Source organism: Rhizobium sp. CB3090, assembly GCF_029714285.1.
Classification (GTDB): domain Bacteria; phylum Pseudomonadota; class Alphaproteobacteria; order Rhizobiales; family Rhizobiaceae; genus Rhizobium.
On sequence record NZ_CP121662.1, the window covers coordinates 1,123,586 to 1,140,674 of the forward strand.

The window sequence follows — 17,089 nt, forward strand, 5'->3', positions numbered from 1 at the left end:
ATCTTCGGCACAGCTCTTACGGGGCAGAAGCAACGCTTCGAAGTTGAACTGTCCATCATCCATCGTGCCAACGCCGACGGAGCCCCTTGCTAGTCGGCTTCCTGGTGAACGACTGCTGTCGTGATCCTCCGGAACCTGACTACACCAGCCATGTCGAGGGCACGCCGGTGCCGAATGCCTGGTTTGCCGGCGATGAAGATTGCCCGCTTCTGTGATTTGCAGGCGCATGGGTGCCGAACTGGACCGGTGTCAGGAAGATCAAGGAAGGGGAAGTAACCTGCGATGTCTACGCTTTCCTGACGACGGCACCAAATAGAATCGTTGGCGAAATCCATGAGGCGATGCCGGTCGTTCTCCGGAACGAGGAAGAAATCGAACTATGGATGACTGCCTCATGGGAGGAAGCGAAACGGCTTCTTCACCGACGGAGCGTTCGGATTGATCCTATAAGCCGAGCAAGTCGTGTCTGGTGGCAGTTGCTACCCGATTCCGCGAATATACCGTGGACGAGATAGAGCAGCGACTGGAGCTATTCAGCCTTATCGCCCGATGCCGCATGGATGGCTTTTCAAAGTTGTACGAAGGATTGTCTCGAAAGGTCCTCGTCTCGTTATCCTGTAGACTGAGGCCGGAGGCAGATTGCGCAACGTTCCGCCGATACGCCTGGCCTTCAGACCCAGCCTATCGAGTATGGGACGGGGTACCGGGCACTTGAGACCGTATGTGAAGTGGTAGAAGGCGCCGCCATGCTGCAGATAAGCGAAGGCGCCTGCGAGAACCCTGATCACCTTGCGGGGCGGCATCGATAGAAGCGGTAGACCACTGACGACGGCGGTAACCGATCCATACGGAAACAGATCGCTGGAGGCAATATTCGTCGCGTCCATCCGGAGGACGCGCACCTCGGGAAACTGAATATGTAGGCGTCGAGCGAAATCCACTCCCTGTTCGATGAGCGTCAAATCGCTCGACCGCAGACCACGCGCAAGCAGAGCTCGCGTGAAGACTCCGGTTCCTGGACCCAATTCCAGCACGGGTCCATTAAATGGTGAAATCTCCGACGTTATCAGTTGCGCGAGAGCGTTGCTCGAGGGCGCAATCGCTGCAATGCGATGCGGATCGGCAATCAAAGCGCGGATGAAGCGAAGGTGATCTGCGATGGCGTTGTAGGTGAAGCTCATCGTGCCCTTGCCTTCCAACGCCAGCTCACGAAGACGAGTCCTTCGGCAACGATCAGTGCGATCGCGGTCTTGAGCGCCACGACCGATGCGTTCATGTCTGTATCGATGAGCGCGACGATATATCCCACTCCGATAAAAAAACCGTTCCAGAGGGCAGCTCCCAAGGTGGTCGCGCCGACAAACCGCCAGAATTCGGTACGTAACAATCCTGATATGCCTGGCGCGATGAGCCGCACGGTCGGGACCAACTGTGCGATCAACACGATCGAATGCTCGTTGGAACGAAATCGATCCTCCCAACGGAGGTATCTTGTCGACGAAATCCCAAGTGGGCGCGCCGACCCTTCGATAAAGCGCCGCCAGCGGCGTTCGCCGACTGCTCTTCCAATTGCATATAAAGACAAGCAGCCTAGAAGGCTGCCGATTAGGCTCAACGTCAGGGCTGCGGGTAGAGAGAAATTTCCGTGTGCCGCCGCCATCCCAATTACAACGAGCAGTACATAGGAAGGGAGCACCGGTATGAGGCGTTCCAGGAACGTTGCGACTATTGGGGTCCCGACTCCGTAAGCGGCGACAATCGGAATGAGGGCAGCGAGTGGATCTGATGCGAGCATGTCAATCACACCTTCATTCATTGGCGACCGCGCTCCTTCGGAGATGCAGGAGCGTGGCGTAGATCAGCCCCAGGGCATAAGCACGGGATGAGCAGGACGCGCAGGCGGCATCATGCCGCCTGCGTGGGGTACACGTCCCGCGGTCTCGTTCCGGATGGGGGCGGTGGAACGCGACCGAAGAGGTTGGCGTGAGCGGCCAAGCATTGCGTCTGTTTGGCGGGACACGTCCGGCCAATGACTTGCCGAAAACAGATCATCGATGAGCCTGCCCCTTTTTCGAATGGAGTGGTTTAAATGCGATTGCCTCATGATCGTTGGACGCATGCTGCATCTCGTCGCCGGCAGTTGTCTGGCTCAGTCCGACCCAGCGCAGCAGCCGCTTGAGCGCCATTTCCAGATCGTCGACGAAGGTGAAGATGACCGGGATGACGATGAGGCTGAGCAGCGTCGACATCATCACGCCGCCGATCACCACGATGGCCATCGGCTGCCGGAAACTTGAATCGCCACCAGTCAGGCTCAGCGCGGCCGGCAACATGCCCGAGGCCATGGCGATGGTGGTCATGACGATCGGCCGCGCCCGCTTGTGGCAAGCATCGACGAGGGCATCGAACCGCGACATGCCCTGCCGACGAGACATGATCGCGTATTCGATCAGCAGGATGGAGTTCTTCGTCACCACGCCCATCAGCATCAGGAGCCCGATAACGGCGGGCATCGAGAAGCTGGTTCCAGTCACCACAAGCGGGACCAGCGCACCGCCGAGCGAAAGCGGCAGGGCCATCAGAAGCGTGAGCGGCTGCAGGAAATCATGGAAGAGCAGGACGAGGACGGCATAGATGCAGAACACACCGATCGCCATGGCAAGCGCAAAACTCTGGAACAGCTCGGAGCTGCGCTGCAATTCGCCTTGTTCCACGAGGGTGACGCCCGGCGGCAGGCGCTGCAGCGCCGGCAGCGCCTTTGCCTCGCGGTTGACATCGCCCAGAATGCGGCCGTTGAGTTCGACCGAGACCGTAACATTGCGCATCCGGTCGATGCGGTCGATTTCAGAGGGGCTCCCGTCGATGCGGATATCAGCAATCGAACCGAGATCGACATTGCCATTAGTGCCGGCCACCCGCATGGTCTTGATGTCGTCGAGATTCGTGCGCGTCTCCGGTGAGAAGCGAACGACGATCGGCACCTGGCGCTGCGGCAGGTTGAGTTTCGGCAGGTCGGAGGAATATTCCCCATTCGTCGCCACCCGCACGGCGCTGGCGATCGCATTCGACGTTACCCCGAGTGCTGCGGCGCGCGCAAAGTCGGGCTTGATCTGGATTTCCGGCGCCTGCCTTGCCGCTGTCGATGTCACAGCACCGATGCCATGCAGCGTGCGAAGCTGTTCCTCGAGCGCCGTGCTGGCGCTGTCAAGCGCATTGGCATCGTCACTGGCAAGGGTGATATCGAGCTTAGTACCATTACCGCCACTGCCGACCTCCACACGCACTCCTGGAAGAACGGCAAGCGCTCGCCGGATATTGCTTTCGATTTCCGACTGCTTGCTGTCTCGATCGGCGATCGGCGTCAGCACGACGACGATTGTTGCGGAGCCCACATCACTGGTGGTGGTGACGTTGGGTCCACCGCCGTTCGAAGACGCAGTCCCCACGGACGAAAACACATGCGTGACGTTGCTCTGCATGCCGATGATATCGGCCGCTTTTCTGGTCATCGCATCGGTCTGCTCGATGGTGGCACCGGGCTGCAGGGTCAGCGTGACTTGGGTTCGCGCGTCATCGGAAGCGGGCAGGAAACCCGACTTCAGGAGCGGGATGGTGGATAGCGAGAGCGCAACGACGACAGCCGTCACGACAACCGTGGTCTTCCTGTAGTTCAGGGCGGCCTTTGCGATTGCCATATAGGCGCGCATGATGCGCCCGTCCTTCTCCTCGGATGGATAGGCCTTCATGAAATAGGCGGCCATCATCGGCGTCAGCAGACGCGCCACGACGAGCGAGGCAAGGACCGCAACGGCGGCAGTGATGCCGAACTGGCGGAACACAAGGCCCGGTATGCCACTCATGAATGCCGTCGGCAGGAACACGGCGACCAGTGTGAAGGTGGTGGCGATGACGGCGAGCCCAATTTCGTTGGCGGCTTCCATCGCAGCATCGATGGGCCGCTTGCCCATGTGCAGGTGGCGAGCGATGTTCTCGATCTCAACGATCGCATCGTCCACAAGGATGCCGACCACGAGCGACAGTGCCAGCAGCGTAACGATGTTCAGACTGAATCCGGCGAGATACATGACGAGGAAGGTCGGGATGACGGACAGCGGCAGCGCCACGGCCGAGAGGATCGTCGCACGCCAGTCCCGCAGGAAAAACCACACCACGACGATCGCCAGGATCGCGCCCTCGTAAAGCATGTCCATCGAGCCATGGTAGTTATCCATGATCCGCCCGATCGTGCTGTAGGCCTCATCGATCTGCACATTCGAATGGGCGGCTGCGAACTTTTTCATCGCCCTGTCGACGTCGGCCGCGACGCCGCTATCGGAAAACCCGTTCGAACGTTTGATCTCGACCGCGATCACCGGCTTCCCGTCGAGATAGGCCATTGAGGAGCGATCCGCGAAGCTGTCCGTGACGGAGGCTATGTCGTCGAGGCGGACCTGTTGGCCATTGGCCAGTGGAATACGCAGCCCCTTCAGCGCCTCGACTGATGGCAGGGCGCCAAGCGTGCGAAGGGTTTGGCGGGTGCCGCCGACTTCTCCGAGGCCGCCAGACGTATCCGCCTGGACGGCTTTCAACTGCGATGACACGGTGGCTGCCGTGACTCCAAACGAGGCCATTGTCGCGGGGTCGAGGTCGACGTGCACCTCACGATCGACCCCGCCGATGCGGTTGACCTGCCCGACGCCCTGCACCGACAACAGCGCCTTGGTCAGATCATTGTCGACAAACCAGGAAAGCTCGGTCTCGTTGAGAGCCGTCGAGCGGACGGCGTAGGTAACGAGCGCGGAGCTTTGCACCGTGACCTTGGTGACGCTCGGAGACTCCATCTGCGAAGGCAGATCGGCCTTGACGCTGTCGACGGCATTGCGGACCTCATTGAGAGCTGTTTCGCTGTCTTTCTCCAGCTTGAAGGAAACCTTGATCGAGACGGTGCCGTCGGTGATCGTCGTGGTGATGTGGTCGAGATAGCTGAGGGAGGCGAGACTATCCTCGATGGTGCGGGCAACCTCGGTCTCGAGTTGCGTGGGCGCCGCGCCATCGAGCTTGGCGGTGACGCTGATGGTCGGCAGGTCCATATCCGGAAAATTCTGGATCGGCAGATGCCTGAAGGCCAACAGCCCGCCGACGGCAAGCATGATGAACAGCAGGATCGCCGGGACAGGATTGCGAATCGAGAAAGCGGAGAAGTTCATCAGTTTTTCTCCGCAATCTTCACGAGGTCGCTGTCCGACAGAAAGGCACCACCCGACGTCACGACCTTCGCCGATTGATCAATGCCGGAGACGATCTCGACCTCGCCGTTGTTGCGGCGACCGGTTTCCACCCGCACCCGTCGCACCCGCTTGTCATCGTCGGCGGTGAAGACGTAGCTGATGCCATCGCGGAACACGATCGCCGTCTCGGGGACGGTCAGAGCCGGTGTGGTCTGCAGTTCGATGCTGCCTGTGACGTACAGGCCGGTCCTCGGACGCACGTCGGCCGGAAGCGCGACATAGACGATCGCCCGGCTGGTGTCGGTGCTGACCGAGGGACCGACAAGCCTTACCTTGCCCGCAATGGCGTGCCCGTCCGGTCCGTTGATTTCAACGCTCAAGCCTTCCGAAATGCGCGGCAGGTAACGCGCCGATACTTCCGCCTGCCATTCGACGCGCTGCTGGCGCACCATCCGGAACAGCTCGGTGCCGGTGGAGACGACGGCGCCGAGGTTGGCGGAGCGCGACGTTATGAGGCCATCGTCGACGGCGGTGATGGTCGTCTGGGCAAGCTTGATCTTTTCGCTGTCGAGCGCTGCTTCCTCGGAGGCCAGGCTTGCCGTCGCCGTCTGCTCGTCGGCGAAATATTCGGTAATCTTCTCGTCGGAAAGAGCGCCCGAGGAACGAAGCTGCCGCGCCCGATCCGCATTCGTCTTGGCCTTCGTCAGGTTTGCCTCGGCGGTCGTGACGGCCGCCTCCTGTTTGCGAATGTCGGCCAGCACGCTGTCCTGCGAAAGTCGCGCCAGCGTCTGCCCCTTGGTGACCACCGACCCGACATCGACGAGGACCTCGGTGATGCGCAGGCCGCTCGTCTCGGAGGCGATGATCGCTTCCTGCCACGGTTTCAGCCAGCCGCTCGCGGGAACGGTCTCCGGCCACTCCCGCTGCGCTGGCGCTGCCAGAGAGACAGTAAGCGCGGGTGTAGGCGCGGCGACCTGCTGGGCTGCGGCATTGCAACTGTGAAGTAGAACCGCCACCGTGATGCGTGCGGCGGCGAATGCTCTGGACGGCTTTTTCAACGATGCATTCCTTGCGAGGTTCGCCGGCAAAGGCGCAGGCTTTTATGCCGCGCGACCGATGCCGCCATGCCCATGAATAACCCGCCGAACGTTAAGTACGGTCAAGCTAGTGTTAAGTTAGGTAAAGTTGGGTGGAGCGCTCGCGTTTGTGCTGTATCACGGCCGATGGGAGCGTCAGGCGACATGACTCACTGCGCCCTTGCACCAGGATCTGCGCGTCAGTGGCCGATGGTTATCGCGATCCCAACCCATAGCAATCGGCGCTCCGACCATCCGAGCTCAGGAGATGTTCCATGAAAATCGCAATCATTGGCGCAACGCGTGGCATTGGTTTGGCTATGGCTCAAGTGGCGCTGGCGGACGGCCATGAAGTTACGGCGCTCGCCCGTGTGCCAGATCGCCTGCCAATTACCCACCCGCGCTTGCGCGTCATCGCAGGAGATGCTCAGGATCCCGACGCTATCGCGCGGGTGGTCGCGGGACAAGAGGTCGTCTGTGATTGCCTGGGCACTGCGAATGTAACGAAAACGATAAGCATGTTCTCCCGCTGCGCGGAAAACCTTGCGAAAGCTCTCAAGCGGGAACAATTGCTCATCGCCGTCACTGGCATGGGCGCCGGCGACAGCAAAGGGCACGGAAGCTGGCTTTACGACCGTGTCTTCCTGCCGATTGTCCTTCGCAGAATATACGCCGACAAGGATCGCCAGGAACGCATCATCAAGAGCAAAGTCGCCCGCTGGATCATCGTCCGGCCTGGTTTCTTGACGAATGGCCCCCGTATGGGCCGCTATCGTGCGCTGACCGATTTGCGTGGTATCCACGGCGGCAGGATCTCTCGCGCCGACGTCGCCGGTTTCATGCTCTCGCAAGCCAAGTCGCCGCAGTTCATCGGTAAAACGCCGCTGCTGATCTATTGAGGCATTTGGAAAATACAGCGCTGAAGGCTGCCGCAAAGGCACCTTCATCCGTGGGCTGGACGCGCCTGTCCGACATAACGGGCCGCGTCAAACCGCCAATTTGATGCGTCGCCAGCACCCCGGCGTTATCCTGCCTTCCGTTGCCGGTCATCTCGTGCAAATCCTTCGCAATCGATGCCTATTTGTAGCTTTCTATTTGTATCCTGTCCTTCTCAATACCCGCGCGGTTCAGGGTCTTGACGACAGATGCAATGAGCCTTTTCGATCCGCATACGTAGAAAATAGCACTATCGTTGCGGCCTTCCGCTACGTTCTTGACTGTATCCGCGAATGCCTCCGGTCGGACTGCGGTGTAGTCGGAGACAAGTGGCTCCAATTCCTTGCGATAGAGGAAATCGCCTCGCTGTACCTGGATCAGCGTCATCTGATGATTGCCTGTCTTGTGAGCCGCCAGGATCATCGAGCGGAACGGTGTCATCCCAACACCGCCCGCTATGAAAACCAAGCTTCCGGTTCCCCGTTCGGGCAGTTCGACATGCGCGCCTGTCCCAAATAGGCCGATTGTATCGCCGGGCTGGAGCGCGCTCATCTTTTCCTTGAATTTGCTATTGGATCCTACGTGCATGCTGAACATCAGCTCTGAATCTCCAGGAGCTGAAGCAAAGGACATCTCGCGGATCGAGCCCAGGAAGTCGAACCGAGCGCCGACCCTCAGATGGGTATATTGGCCCGCCTTATAGCTCACGTCGGCCGCATCGAAGAAAAACGAATAGACGTCGTCGTATTCGTGAACTTTTTTTGTGAAGGTTATTTTCATCTGGTTTCTTGTTTTCTAGAGCGTTTCCCATTCATGCTGGATCGTATCCACATGAGTTGAAGTAGTTTCGGGCCTCTTGTGGGTCGACCCGCCCAATCAGCTTGCCGATGCGATCCCATAGACCGGTTACGGTTCTCTCGGCAGCTTTTCGCAGGAGTGCCTTCAGCTTGGAGAAGGCCTTTTCTATGGGATTGAAGTCCGGGCTGTAGGGCGGAAGGAACATCATGGTCGCACCTGCCGCTTCGATCATCTCTCGCGCCGCCGGTCGTTTGTGGCTGGATAGATTATCGAGAATGACGACATCACCCGGCTTCAAGGTTGGAAGCAGGACCTGAGCGACATAGGCTTCGAACCACTCACCGTTGATCGGCCCGTCGATGACAAGCGGTGCCACTATTCCCGTGCTGCGTAGGCCTGCAACCAGTGTGGTTGTCTTGCGGTGACCATGCGGAAACCCCATTCGCAACCGCTCACCCTTGCGGCATCGTCCATGAGTGCGGGCCATATTGGTTGCCGTCCAGGTCTCGTCGATGAACACAAGCCGCTCCGGGTCGAGATCGAGTTGGTCCTCGAACCAGGCTTGCCGCTTTTCCAGGATGTCCGGACGGCTCTGCTCTACCGCATGGCCAGTCTTTTTTTGCGCGTCTGGTTGTGCCGAACGAGAAACCGGTGCAGGGCCGACTTGCTCGCGATGATGCCTTGGGCCGCAAGAGCGTCACGAAGCTCAAATAGCGTCCCATCCCGGTGCTCTGCAAGCCAAGCCATTATCAGATCGGCATGAGCTTCAATCTTATGGGAACTGCGGTCGCCACCAAGCGGACCGGGACGAACGTTTCCATGCCGAATTTGCAGGTTACGCCAACGGCTCACGCTGGCTGCGCTCACACCAAAACGCTCGGCTGCCTCCCTATGAGATGCTCCGCCATCGACGGCGGCAAGCACACGTATGCGAAGATCAACGGAAAGGGCTTTCGACATATCTGCCGACCTCCATCGGCAGATAGGTTGAATCAGAATGCAAGTGATTTGAAAAGCAATTCGATTCAATCAGTCAGGGAAGCGCTCTAGCCATCCGTCTTGTGTTCACCCAGAGCACCTATTTGCCCTAGCTCGCCCGATCATCGAGACCTACCATGGTCGCGCTTTCGCGCCACAACCTGATCTGGGCGTCTCGGCTTTGCGCTAGTTCGGAGGGGGTGGGAAAGGTCAGTTCGCCCTTGACCAGGGAGACGTAAATCCGGCCCCGCGGCGGGGTGACTTCCCCGAGAGAGACTTCGGCTAGTGCTTCGCCCGAACGTTCGGGCGTACCGATGACGTATTCGGGACGGAAGAAACCGACGACACGGAAGACGGTATGCATGAGGAGCATGACGAACGCGCGCATCAGACGCGGACTGTCACGGCCCAGCGATGTGCCGCCGGTCAGGCCGGGACTGAAGGCGATCACGGTGATCTGACGGGCCTTGACCTCGTCCAAGGCGGCGAAGGACTGCGCCGTCAGCAGGTTGCATAGCTTGGACGCTGCATAGGCTCGTATTCCCGAGCCTATGCCACTCTTGTCTGGATACGCGAGCCAATGTGGCTCGAGTGTCTTTGGGGCGATTGGTGTGACAGCGGGATCATGCGTTTCGCTCGTGGTAATGACGATGCGACCATGCTCGGCCAGGGACGGCAGTAGGAGCCTGGCCAGCAAATAATGAGCGAGGTGATTGACTGCGAATGTCAATTCGTAGCCGTCGACACTCCGCCCCTTGTTGGTCGAGGTTTGCATGCCGGCGTTAAGGACCAGTATGTCGATAGGGGTACCGGCAAGCCGCCATGTTACGGTCTCTGCAAATTGGCGGACACTAGCGAGCGAAGCGAGATCGAGCGGGATGACCTCCACGCGGGGTGGCACCGTTCGTCCGCTTCCCCGTGCACCGATGATGACGCGCGTATTTGGATGAGAGGCGATGTCCTGGAGTGCATGCGCGCCAAGCCCGGCTGTCACTCCGGTCATGACGACTACACGCTCTGACTTGGTTTGGTTCATGGCTGATTATCCTGTTTTGATTGGTCTTTGTTCTGGCGAGTGACGATCGAGGCTCAAACCCGGCCTATGATGGCGCATCGCAACGCGGCATCATGTCAGGGGTGCCATTTGGAGTAATGCACGGTTGCTTATCCCGTCCCGGAACATGACTGCGATCTCGGGAACGGCGATTCTGGAGTCGTCTGAAGTTTGACGTGGCCCGTGACGTAAAGACCGGCACGTGGATGAACATCGGGCGGAAACGCGACATAGACGATTGCCTGGGTATCCGCGCTGACCGAAGGTCCGACAAGCCTCACCTTGCCTTGAATTGGCCGGTCATCCGGCCCGTTGATCTCGGCGCTCAATCCTTCCGAGATGCGCGGTAGGTCACGTGCCGGAACTTCTGCTTGCCATTCGATGCGCTGCTGGCGGACCAGACGGAAGAGTTCCGCACCACCCGAGACGGCGGCGCCGAGTTCGGCGGTGCGGGAGGTTATCAGGCCGTCATCGACGGCCGTGATGGTCGTCTGGGTGAGCTTGACCTTTTCGCTGCCGAGTGCAGCCTCTTCCGATGCAAGGTTTGCGATCGCGATCTGCTCGTCTTCGAGATATTCGGCGATCCTTTCATCGGAAAAGGCGCCAGACGCGCGAAACTGCTGCGCCCGGTCCGCATTGGCTTTCGCTTTCGCCAGATTTGCCTTGGCGCTCACGACAGCCGCCTCCTGCTTGCGAATGTCCGCCAGTACGCTGTCCTGGGAGAGTCGAACCAGCGTCTGTCCCTTGGTGACTACGGATCCGACGTCGACCAGCACCTCGGTGATCCGGCCGCTCGTCTCGGAGGTGATGATCGCTTCCTGCCATGGTTTCAGCCAGCCGCTTGCCGGAACGGTTTCCGCGCAATCCCGCTGCGCTGGAGAAGTCAGCGAGATGGACAGCGCTGGTGCGGCGGCCTGTTCCATCATCGGGTTGAGGAAGGTGTAAAGAAGTGCAGCCGCAACGAATACGGCGGCGAACGTCATAAGCCACTTTTTCAACGGCGCGTCCCTTGTGGGGTTTCCGACAGGGCATGACTTATTCCCGCCGCGCGGGTCATGCCACCATGCTTACCAGTAGCCGGCCGAATGTTAAGTACGGTCAAGCCAGTGTAAAGTTAGGTAAAAGTTGGTTTCGTGCGCCGGTTTATATTGTATGGAGCACGCATACAGATGACGGGCGAAGTGAATGACCAAGGTTCTTCTCATTGACGATGATGTCGAATTGACAACGCTATTGCAGGAATATCTGGCCGAGGAAGGATATGATGTCGCGACGGACACGGACGGCCGAGTAGCCATTGCGGCGGCCGCCGGAAATACGGTTGACATCATCGTGCTCGACATCATGATGCCCCGGATGAACGGGATCGAGGTCCTGCAACGGATCCGGAGGCTGAGCCAAATTCCTGTCCTGATGCTGACGGCAAGAGGCGATGATGTCGACCGGATATCGGGTCTGAACCTTGGTGCGGACGATTATGTACCGAAGCCCTGCTCGCCAGGCGAACTTGCGGCGAGGTTGCGGGCCATCTTGCGCCGGTCGCACCAACCGGCAGCGGGGACATCGATCGATGCCTTGAAGGCAGGACAACTCATGATTCATCCAGCCAAACGAACCGCCGAGTGGCGTGGCAAGGCTTTGGATCTGACCGGCATGGAATTCACCTTGCTCGAAGTTCTCGCGCGCAACGCAGGCCAACTCGTGTCGAAGCAGGACATTTCGAAGCAAGCCTTTGGAAAGCCGCTTACGCCGTTCGACCGCCGCATTGACGTCCATATCAGCAGCGTTCGTCAGAAGCTGGGTCTTAGAGACGATGGCCAGCCCTGGATACGTTCCGTGCGTGGCCAGGGCTATCAGCTTCTGGTGGATTGACCATGCCTCAACTTTTCTGGAAATTTTTCAGGGTCATCTGGCTCACACTCGCGGTATCTGTTGCCGTCATAATCGGGATCGTCAAGTTTCTTCAGGCGGCTCCCTTCGAGCGAGAGATGGCAGAGGAGCGGCGGACGCTGGTCTTGAACCTGGCCGCGAACGTACTTGCAAAGGATGGCGAAGACGCCGCTACGCGCTTCGTGCGCACGAGCGAAGAGACGTTGCCGCTCGGGCTATCCATTTCAAAGGTCGCCGACGCTGCAGCGTGTGCGGCTAAGAGCGCCGCCGATACGAAATCCGTTGAAAGAGAGGGGGCTTGCTATCGAATTTCGGTGCCGAACCCAATGGGGTTCAGCGTCAAGGATCTTGCTCCACTGATACCCTGGTTTACCATCCTGGTCGCCAGCACGCTGTCGGCGGGTGCGCTGGCGCGTTACCTCGTTCGTCCGGTCGTGCATCTTCGCGACGGCCTGAGCGCGCTTGCACACGGCCGCTTCGACGTTCGTATCGGCGACAAGATGGGTCGTCGCAAGGACGAGGTCACCGCCCTTGCACATGATTTCGATTCCACGGCGGCTAGATTGCAGGAGCTTCAGGAGGCGCAGCAGAGACTTTTCCACGATGTATCCCATGAACTGCGCTCACCTTTGTCTCGCCTGCAGGCCGTCGTGGGCGTTTTGCGGCAGAGCCCGGCGAAGCTTAGTGCCATGTTGGACCGCATCGACCGCGAAGTCGAGCGGCTCGATGAATTGGTGGGTGAAGTCCTGACGCTTGCCAGGTTAACGGCTCGATCCACCAGTCCGCTGAAAACGCAGACACTGGATGTTATCGAGCTCATGAACGAGATTCTCGGTGATGCAGCGTTCGAGGCGGAGGCCAAAGATGTTTCAATCACACCAGATGTTGACGGCGTCTTCCTGGCCGAAGTCGAGGGCGAACTGATCTACCGGGCGCTCGAAAACGTCCTGCGCAACGCCGTCAAGTATACTGCTGAACATTCGCACATATCCGTCCTCTGCGAGCCCACGACCGATCTCCTCAAGATCTGCGTCACAGATCAGGGACAGGGTGTTCGGCGAGACGAACTCGAACGCATCTTCCAGCCATTTTCCCGCGGTAACGACGCGATGCCGAAAGGCGGATACGGCTTGGGCCTTGCGATCACCAGGCAGGCTATCGAGCGCCATGGAGGACGCGCATATGCTTCCCTGCCGCCGGGAGGCGGCCTGGCGATTACGCTCGAAATTCCTCGGAAGCCGGCGAAACACGCCTAACGGCCAAGCCTGATCGCAAATTGATCGATTAGTACGCACAGGCGGGGCAGCTAGATACCGTCTGTTTAGGGCTACGTAGGGATCGACTGCCCCAGGCGACGGCCTGCAAATTTTACCTAACTTTACACTGGCTTTACAGCAGTTAACGTTCGCGCTGCTAGATCTGGGTCATTACAACCACTCAGAGATCTCGCAAATGGGCTTTAATTTCCAGCTACCCCAAACACACGCGCAGACAATACTCTGTCTGATACTGCTATCAACGCTTTCGGCCTGTGCAAACGTGCCGCTACAACAAAAAGGCACGCTCGGCTCCTATACGGGTATGACTACGTCCGGGGGCGCGCTGACGAAAGCGAAGCTGCGGGTAGATCCGCAGCCAGTTCTCGCTGCGAAGACGGTGCGCATCTTGCGCACCTCCACGCAGATCGGCAACGCCAGCGCGATCCAGCCCAAAGATCTGGCGCTCGTCTCCAATGCCATCGACCGGACGCTTTGCACCGATCTCGCCGACCGCTTCAAGATCGTCAGCTCGGACCAACCGGCGGATCTCACCGTCCATGCTACCGTCACCGACATCGTTACCACGAATAAAACGGTGGCAGCGAGCTCTACGGTGGCATCTCTCGGCGCGACTGCCGCAGCACTGCCGGTTCCTATTCCCCGAATACCGGTCGGCCTTGGGGGCCTATCGGTCGAAGCAGAAGCGCTTGCTCAGGACGGATCGCAGAAGGCGGCAATGCTCTGGTCGCGCGGCGCAAACATGCTAACGACGCCCCGATACTCCAGCGTGGGCGATGCCTACTCCCTGTCATCTGCATTCTCCAACGACTTCAGCCGGATGCTGGTCAAGGGGAAGGACCCTTTCAAGGGAATGCCGGCGATACCGTCGATGCAAAGGATGCGAGTCTCGCTTGGCGGTGCTCCGAAATACGACGCCTGCAAGGCGTTCGGATCTGCCCCCGGCATCACGGGCGCAGTCGCCGGCCAGCTTGGCCTGCCGCCAAACTGGAGCGACAAGGGCGCCGCGGTCCGCCAATAGCAACAGAAAATCCATATGCCGCGGCGTCGTTCGCAATGCGGTTCGAGCAAATCAAGGAAGAGAGGACATCCACATGAAGATAGATCTCACGATCGTAGCGGCAGCGGCCATAATTCTTGCTGCGGACCACGTGTTCGCCGCACAGGAGCAGGCCTATCTGCAACCACAGAAGGCAGCCGCCATTCTCGCCGATGGCGCCCCCTGGTCGGCCGACGCGCCGAATGGCAGGTCTTTCAAACTCACCCTCAACAAGGACGGCACCGGAAGCATAAAGGGACCCATGTTGTTTTCGCTGTCTGTCAGTTGGAAGGTCAAGGGCGACACGATGTGCCTCAATAACACGATGATGTCGAAGTGCCTGCGATTCCGTGAGATCCCCGGTGGGCTACAAGGCTGGAACGGCGATGCGCCTGATTTGAAACTCACACGCCCGGCAAATTGATTCTGAAGTGTTGGTGCCAGCTACCCGACAAAGTCGTCGCCGCCGACAAGACGGCGACGACGAATGTGCAAATGACCAACATTCTTGCGAAGCCCAATCCATGAGCAAACGGAACCGCAACGTTACTTATTCACCGGCCGAGAACTTCGACGGGGTGCGTTTTGTGAATCCCGGACATCCGGGAACGGATCGCTCGGTGCGCGACGTTTTCCGTTGGCAGAGAGAGCGCAGAGTGCCATGGCCCAAGCGCATAGACGTTGAAACGACCGTACCGGAGCGCCGCGTTTCTGGCCTGCGCGCCACGATGGTTGGGCACGCGACGGTACTCATTCAGGCGGCCGGCCTGAATGTCTTGACGGATCCCGTCTGGTCTGAACGGGCAGGGCCTTATGGCTGTATCGGCCGAAGTCGGACCACCGCGCCCGGCATCACATTCGCGGATCTGCCGCCAATCGATGTGGTCCTGCTCTCCCACAATCACTATGACCACCTCGACTTGCCGACTTTGAAAAGGCTGCATGAGCGTAATGCCCCTCTTATCATCACGCCCTTGGGCAACGATGCCCTGGTCCGCCGCGTCATTCCCCAAGCCAAAATCGTGACGGGCAACTGGGGCAGCCGTTTCGACCTATCAAACAGCGTCTCCGCAGACATCGTGCCGGCCAATCACTGGTCGGCGCGTGGGCTGGGTGACCGCCGAATGGCCCTGTGGGGCGGCTTTATGTTGAGAACCCCTGCCGGCCTCGTCTACTTCGCCGGCGATACCGGATATGGCACCGGTGCGATTTTCGAGACCATGCGCGCGGCTTACGGCCGACCCGATCTGGCACTGATCCCGATTGGCGCCTATGCGCCTCGCTGGTTCATGGCGCCGCAACATGTCGACCCCGCCGAAGCCGTGTTGATCATGCGGTCGCTGGAGGCCCGCAAGGCTCTGGGCATCCACTGGGGCACCTTTCGGCTGACAGACGAGCCCTGGGACGAGCCGCCTCGATTACTTGCTCAGGCTCTGGCGTCGCACGGCATGATCCCGACTTGCTTCGAGGCCTTCCGGCCGGGGCAAGTTGTCGATGTCGATGCGGCATCAGAATAGGAATCGGGAGTTTTCGCACTGGCCGATTTCGAATGGAATTCACGGGGCGCAACTTCTCTATCGTGCATCTAGGAAGGAAATCAAATATGTCAGACGCTCAAAACACGGTTCATTGGACATCCTCCAAGTTCAGCGAGACTTTGATGATGGATGCCCTGCTGAAACATATCCTCGGCCTGATGCAGTACGGCATGTCCGACCTCGGCGAGGTCTTTGAAGTCATCGGGCAGTTGGAACCCAACAATGAAGAGTGCTGGATCAATGCGTGGAGCGCCGTAGCGCGCCGTCTGCAAAGCCGGGCCGAAGCGGCCGATCGGGACGGTAGAAGACACACTGCCTCCACGACGTACCTCCGCGCAGCGACGTACTGGCGCGCCTCCTTGATGTACTTCAGCCATCCTGAAGATTGGCGTCTCAGCGAACATGCGTGCGCCAGTTCCAAGTGCTATGGGCGATACCTGGAGCTATCTGGATATCCTGGAAAGCATGTCGAGATCCCTTACGAAGGTACATTCCTTCCAGGACATTTCTTCAGATCTCCTGTTGCCGGAGACACCGCTCCGCTGCTCATCATCACGCCGGGTCGCGACACCTGGGCTGACGACACGTGCTGGGTCTACGATGCCGCCATCCGGCGCGGAATACATTGCCTGGTGTATGATGGTCCAGGCCAAGGGTTCTCATTGAGGCTCAACAATCTGTATTTCCGGCCCGACTGGGAGAACGTCGTCAAACCCGTCGTCGATTTCGCGCTGGAAATCCCTGGGGTCGATCCGTCGAGGATCGGCCTTATGGGCTTGAGTTTCGGCGCCTTCCTTTCCGTACGAGCCGCAGCTTTCGAAAGACGCCTCAAGATATGTGTCGCCGACCCCGGATCCTTGAGTTGGGCAGAGGCTATTCTCAACCACTTCCCACCACCCATTCGCCAAGTTCTCATCGGAGACGGGCCAGACGTTCTTCGAGAGGCGTTTACCTGGACTGCCCAGCACACTTCCCTCAGGTGGCTCGTCAGAGATTATGCTTGGAAACACGGTGTACGGGAGCAGGATGTGTTCAAAGCGCTCCTGGCCTATGACAACACATCCGTGGTCGAGCAGATCGAATGCGAGACACTCGTCATTGACGGCACGGAAGAAATCGCGAGAGGCCAGGCGCAGAGGCTCTTTGATGCTCTCAAATGCCCCAAGCACTACCTATTGTTTGACGCGGATTCGACCGCACAGGCTCATTGCCAGATCGGCGCTTACTCCACGGCCTCGGCATATTTGTTCGACTGGCTTGAGGAGCGGCTTTGAG

Annotated in this window: 15 protein-coding genes and 1 pseudogene; 8 read left to right on the plus strand and 8 right to left on the minus strand. The window is 59.2% G+C overall.

Annotated elements, in window-relative coordinates; genetic code table 11:
- Positions 1 to 230 precede the first annotated feature (230 nt).
- Positions 231 to 515: an SOS response-associated peptidase family protein gene (locus QA646_RS05535; protein WP_283058030.1), complete on the plus strand. Its 285-nt coding sequence runs from the start codon at positions 231 to 233 to the stop codon at positions 513 to 515.
- Positions 516 to 539: 24 nt separating this feature from the next.
- Here QA646_RS05535 and QA646_RS05540 read toward each other — a convergent pair whose 3' ends face one another.
- The 4 genes from QA646_RS05540 to QA646_RS05555 form a co-directional block, all read right to left on the minus strand.
- Positions 540 to 1,181, minus strand: a complete 642-nt coding sequence (locus QA646_RS05540; RefSeq protein ID WP_283058031.1) for a methyltransferase domain-containing protein — start codon at positions 1,179 to 1,181, stop codon at positions 540 to 542.
- Positions 1,178 to 1,816: a DedA family protein gene (locus tag QA646_RS05545; protein WP_283058032.1), complete on the minus strand. Its 639-nt coding sequence runs from the start codon at positions 1,814 to 1,816 to the stop codon at positions 1,178 to 1,180. The genes QA646_RS05540 and QA646_RS05545 overlap by 4 nt, the downstream gene beginning before the upstream one ends.
- A gap of 232 nt (positions 1,817 to 2,048) precedes the next feature.
- Positions 2,049 to 5,207, minus strand: a complete 3,159-nt coding sequence (locus QA646_RS05550) for an efflux RND transporter permease subunit (RefSeq protein ID WP_283058033.1) — start codon at positions 5,205 to 5,207, stop codon at positions 2,049 to 2,051.
- Positions 5,207 to 6,316 carry an efflux RND transporter periplasmic adaptor subunit gene (locus QA646_RS05555; RefSeq protein ID WP_283058034.1) on the minus strand — a complete coding sequence of 370 codons (1,110 nt, stop codon included), beginning with the start codon at positions 6,314 to 6,316 and terminating at the stop codon, positions 5,207 to 5,209. The genes QA646_RS05550 and QA646_RS05555 overlap by 1 nt, the downstream gene beginning before the upstream one ends.
- Before the next feature lie 263 nt (positions 6,317 to 6,579).
- Between QA646_RS05555 and QA646_RS05560 the strand changes: the two genes are divergently transcribed.
- Positions 6,580 to 7,203, plus strand: coding sequence for an SDR family oxidoreductase (locus QA646_RS05560; protein ID WP_283058036.1), 624 nt, complete (start codon positions 6,580 to 6,582; stop codon positions 7,201 to 7,203).
- A gap of 178 nt (positions 7,204 to 7,381) precedes the next feature.
- Here QA646_RS05560 and QA646_RS05565 read toward each other — a convergent pair whose 3' ends face one another.
- The 4 genes and pseudogenes from QA646_RS05565 to QA646_RS05580 all read right to left on the minus strand — a co-directional run.
- Complete coding sequence (locus QA646_RS05565) at positions 7,382 to 8,020, minus strand: FAD-dependent oxidoreductase (protein WP_283058037.1); 639 nt, start codon at positions 8,018 to 8,020, stop codon at positions 7,382 to 7,384.
- A 31-nt stretch (positions 8,021 to 8,051) separates the two neighbouring features.
- A protein-coding gene (locus QA646_RS05570) for an IS630 family transposase (protein ID WP_283055531.1) occupies positions 8,052 to 8,998 on the minus strand; the annotation gives its coding sequence in 2 pieces (ribosomal slippage) (positions 8,052 to 8,650 and positions 8,650 to 8,998; 948 coding nt in all).
- Positions 8,999 to 9,125: 127 nt separating this feature from the next.
- Complete coding sequence (locus tag QA646_RS05575) at positions 9,126 to 10,052, minus strand: SDR family NAD(P)-dependent oxidoreductase (protein WP_283058038.1); 927 nt, start codon at positions 10,050 to 10,052, stop codon at positions 9,126 to 9,128.
- Positions 10,053 to 10,178: 126 nt separating this feature from the next.
- A pseudogene (locus tag QA646_RS05580) lies at positions 10,179 to 11,053 on the minus strand (efflux RND transporter periplasmic adaptor subunit); the annotation flags it as partial.
- A 202-nt stretch (positions 11,054 to 11,255) separates the two neighbouring features.
- On the opposite strand from QA646_RS05580, the gene QA646_RS05585 reads away from it, so the two are divergent.
- From QA646_RS05585 to QA646_RS05610, 6 genes are all read left to right on the plus strand, one after another.
- The gene (locus tag QA646_RS05585) at positions 11,256 to 11,942 is read left to right on the plus strand and encodes a response regulator (protein WP_283058039.1); all 687 of its coding nucleotides are present in this window, start codon (positions 11,256 to 11,258) and stop codon (positions 11,940 to 11,942) included.
- A 2-nt stretch (positions 11,943 to 11,944) separates the two neighbouring features.
- Positions 11,945 to 13,216 (plus strand): ATP-binding protein, encoded by a 1,272-nt coding sequence (locus QA646_RS05590; RefSeq protein WP_283058041.1) that lies wholly within the window; start codon positions 11,945 to 11,947, stop codon positions 13,214 to 13,216.
- Positions 13,217 to 13,412: 196 nt separating this feature from the next.
- Entirely contained in the window at positions 13,413 to 14,258 is an 846-nt protein-coding gene (locus QA646_RS05595; protein WP_283058043.1) for a DUF3313 domain-containing protein, read from the plus strand.
- 73 nt (positions 14,259 to 14,331) lie between these two features.
- Positions 14,332 to 14,700 (plus strand): hypothetical protein, encoded by a 369-nt coding sequence (locus QA646_RS05600; RefSeq protein WP_283058044.1) that lies wholly within the window; start codon positions 14,332 to 14,334, stop codon positions 14,698 to 14,700.
- Between the two features lie 232 nt (positions 14,701 to 14,932).
- A complete protein-coding gene (locus tag QA646_RS05605) occupies positions 14,933 to 15,793 on the plus strand; it encodes an MBL fold metallo-hydrolase (protein ID WP_283058045.1) in 861 nt (286 codons plus the stop codon).
- A gap of 86 nt (positions 15,794 to 15,879) precedes the next feature.
- Complete coding sequence (locus tag QA646_RS05610) at positions 15,880 to 17,088, plus strand: alpha/beta fold hydrolase (RefSeq protein WP_283058046.1); 1,209 nt, start codon at positions 15,880 to 15,882, stop codon at positions 17,086 to 17,088.
- The last annotated feature ends 1 nt before the right edge of the window (position 17,089 follow it).

Excerpts from the sequence above, each read along its gene's own strand:
- QA646_RS05540 (WP_283058031.1), bottom strand. The coding sequence starts at position 1,181 with ATGAGCTTCACCTACAACGCCATCGCAGATCACCTTCGCTTCATCCGC.
- QA646_RS05590 (WP_283058041.1), top strand. The coding sequence starts at position 11,945 with ATGCCTCAACTTTTCTGGAAATTTTTCAGGGTCATCTGGCTCACACTC.
- QA646_RS05545 (WP_283058032.1), bottom strand. The coding sequence starts at position 1,816 with ATGAATGAAGGTGTGATTGACATGCTCGCATCAGATCCACTCGCTGCC.
- QA646_RS05550 (WP_283058033.1), bottom strand. The coding sequence starts at position 5,207 with ATGAACTTCTCCGCTTTCTCGATTCGCAATCCTGTCCCGGCGATCCTG.
- QA646_RS05585 (WP_283058039.1), top strand. The coding sequence starts at position 11,256 with ATGACCAAGGTTCTTCTCATTGACGATGATGTCGAATTGACAACGCTA.
- QA646_RS05600 (WP_283058044.1), top strand. The coding sequence starts at position 14,332 with ATGAAGATAGATCTCACGATCGTAGCGGCAGCGGCCATAATTCTTGCT.
- QA646_RS05610 (WP_283058046.1), top strand. The coding sequence starts at position 15,880 with ATGTCAGACGCTCAAAACACGGTTCATTGGACATCCTCCAAGTTCAGC.
- QA646_RS05575 (WP_283058038.1), bottom strand. The coding sequence starts at position 10,052 with ATGAACCAAACCAAGTCAGAGCGTGTAGTCGTCATGACCGGAGTGACA.
- QA646_RS05595 (WP_283058043.1), top strand. The coding sequence starts at position 13,413 with ATGGGCTTTAATTTCCAGCTACCCCAAACACACGCGCAGACAATACTC.
- QA646_RS05565 (WP_283058037.1), bottom strand. The coding sequence starts at position 8,020 with ATGAAAATAACCTTCACAAAAAAAGTTCACGAATACGACGACGTCTAT.
- QA646_RS05560 (WP_283058036.1), top strand. The coding sequence starts at position 6,580 with ATGAAAATCGCAATCATTGGCGCAACGCGTGGCATTGGTTTGGCTATG.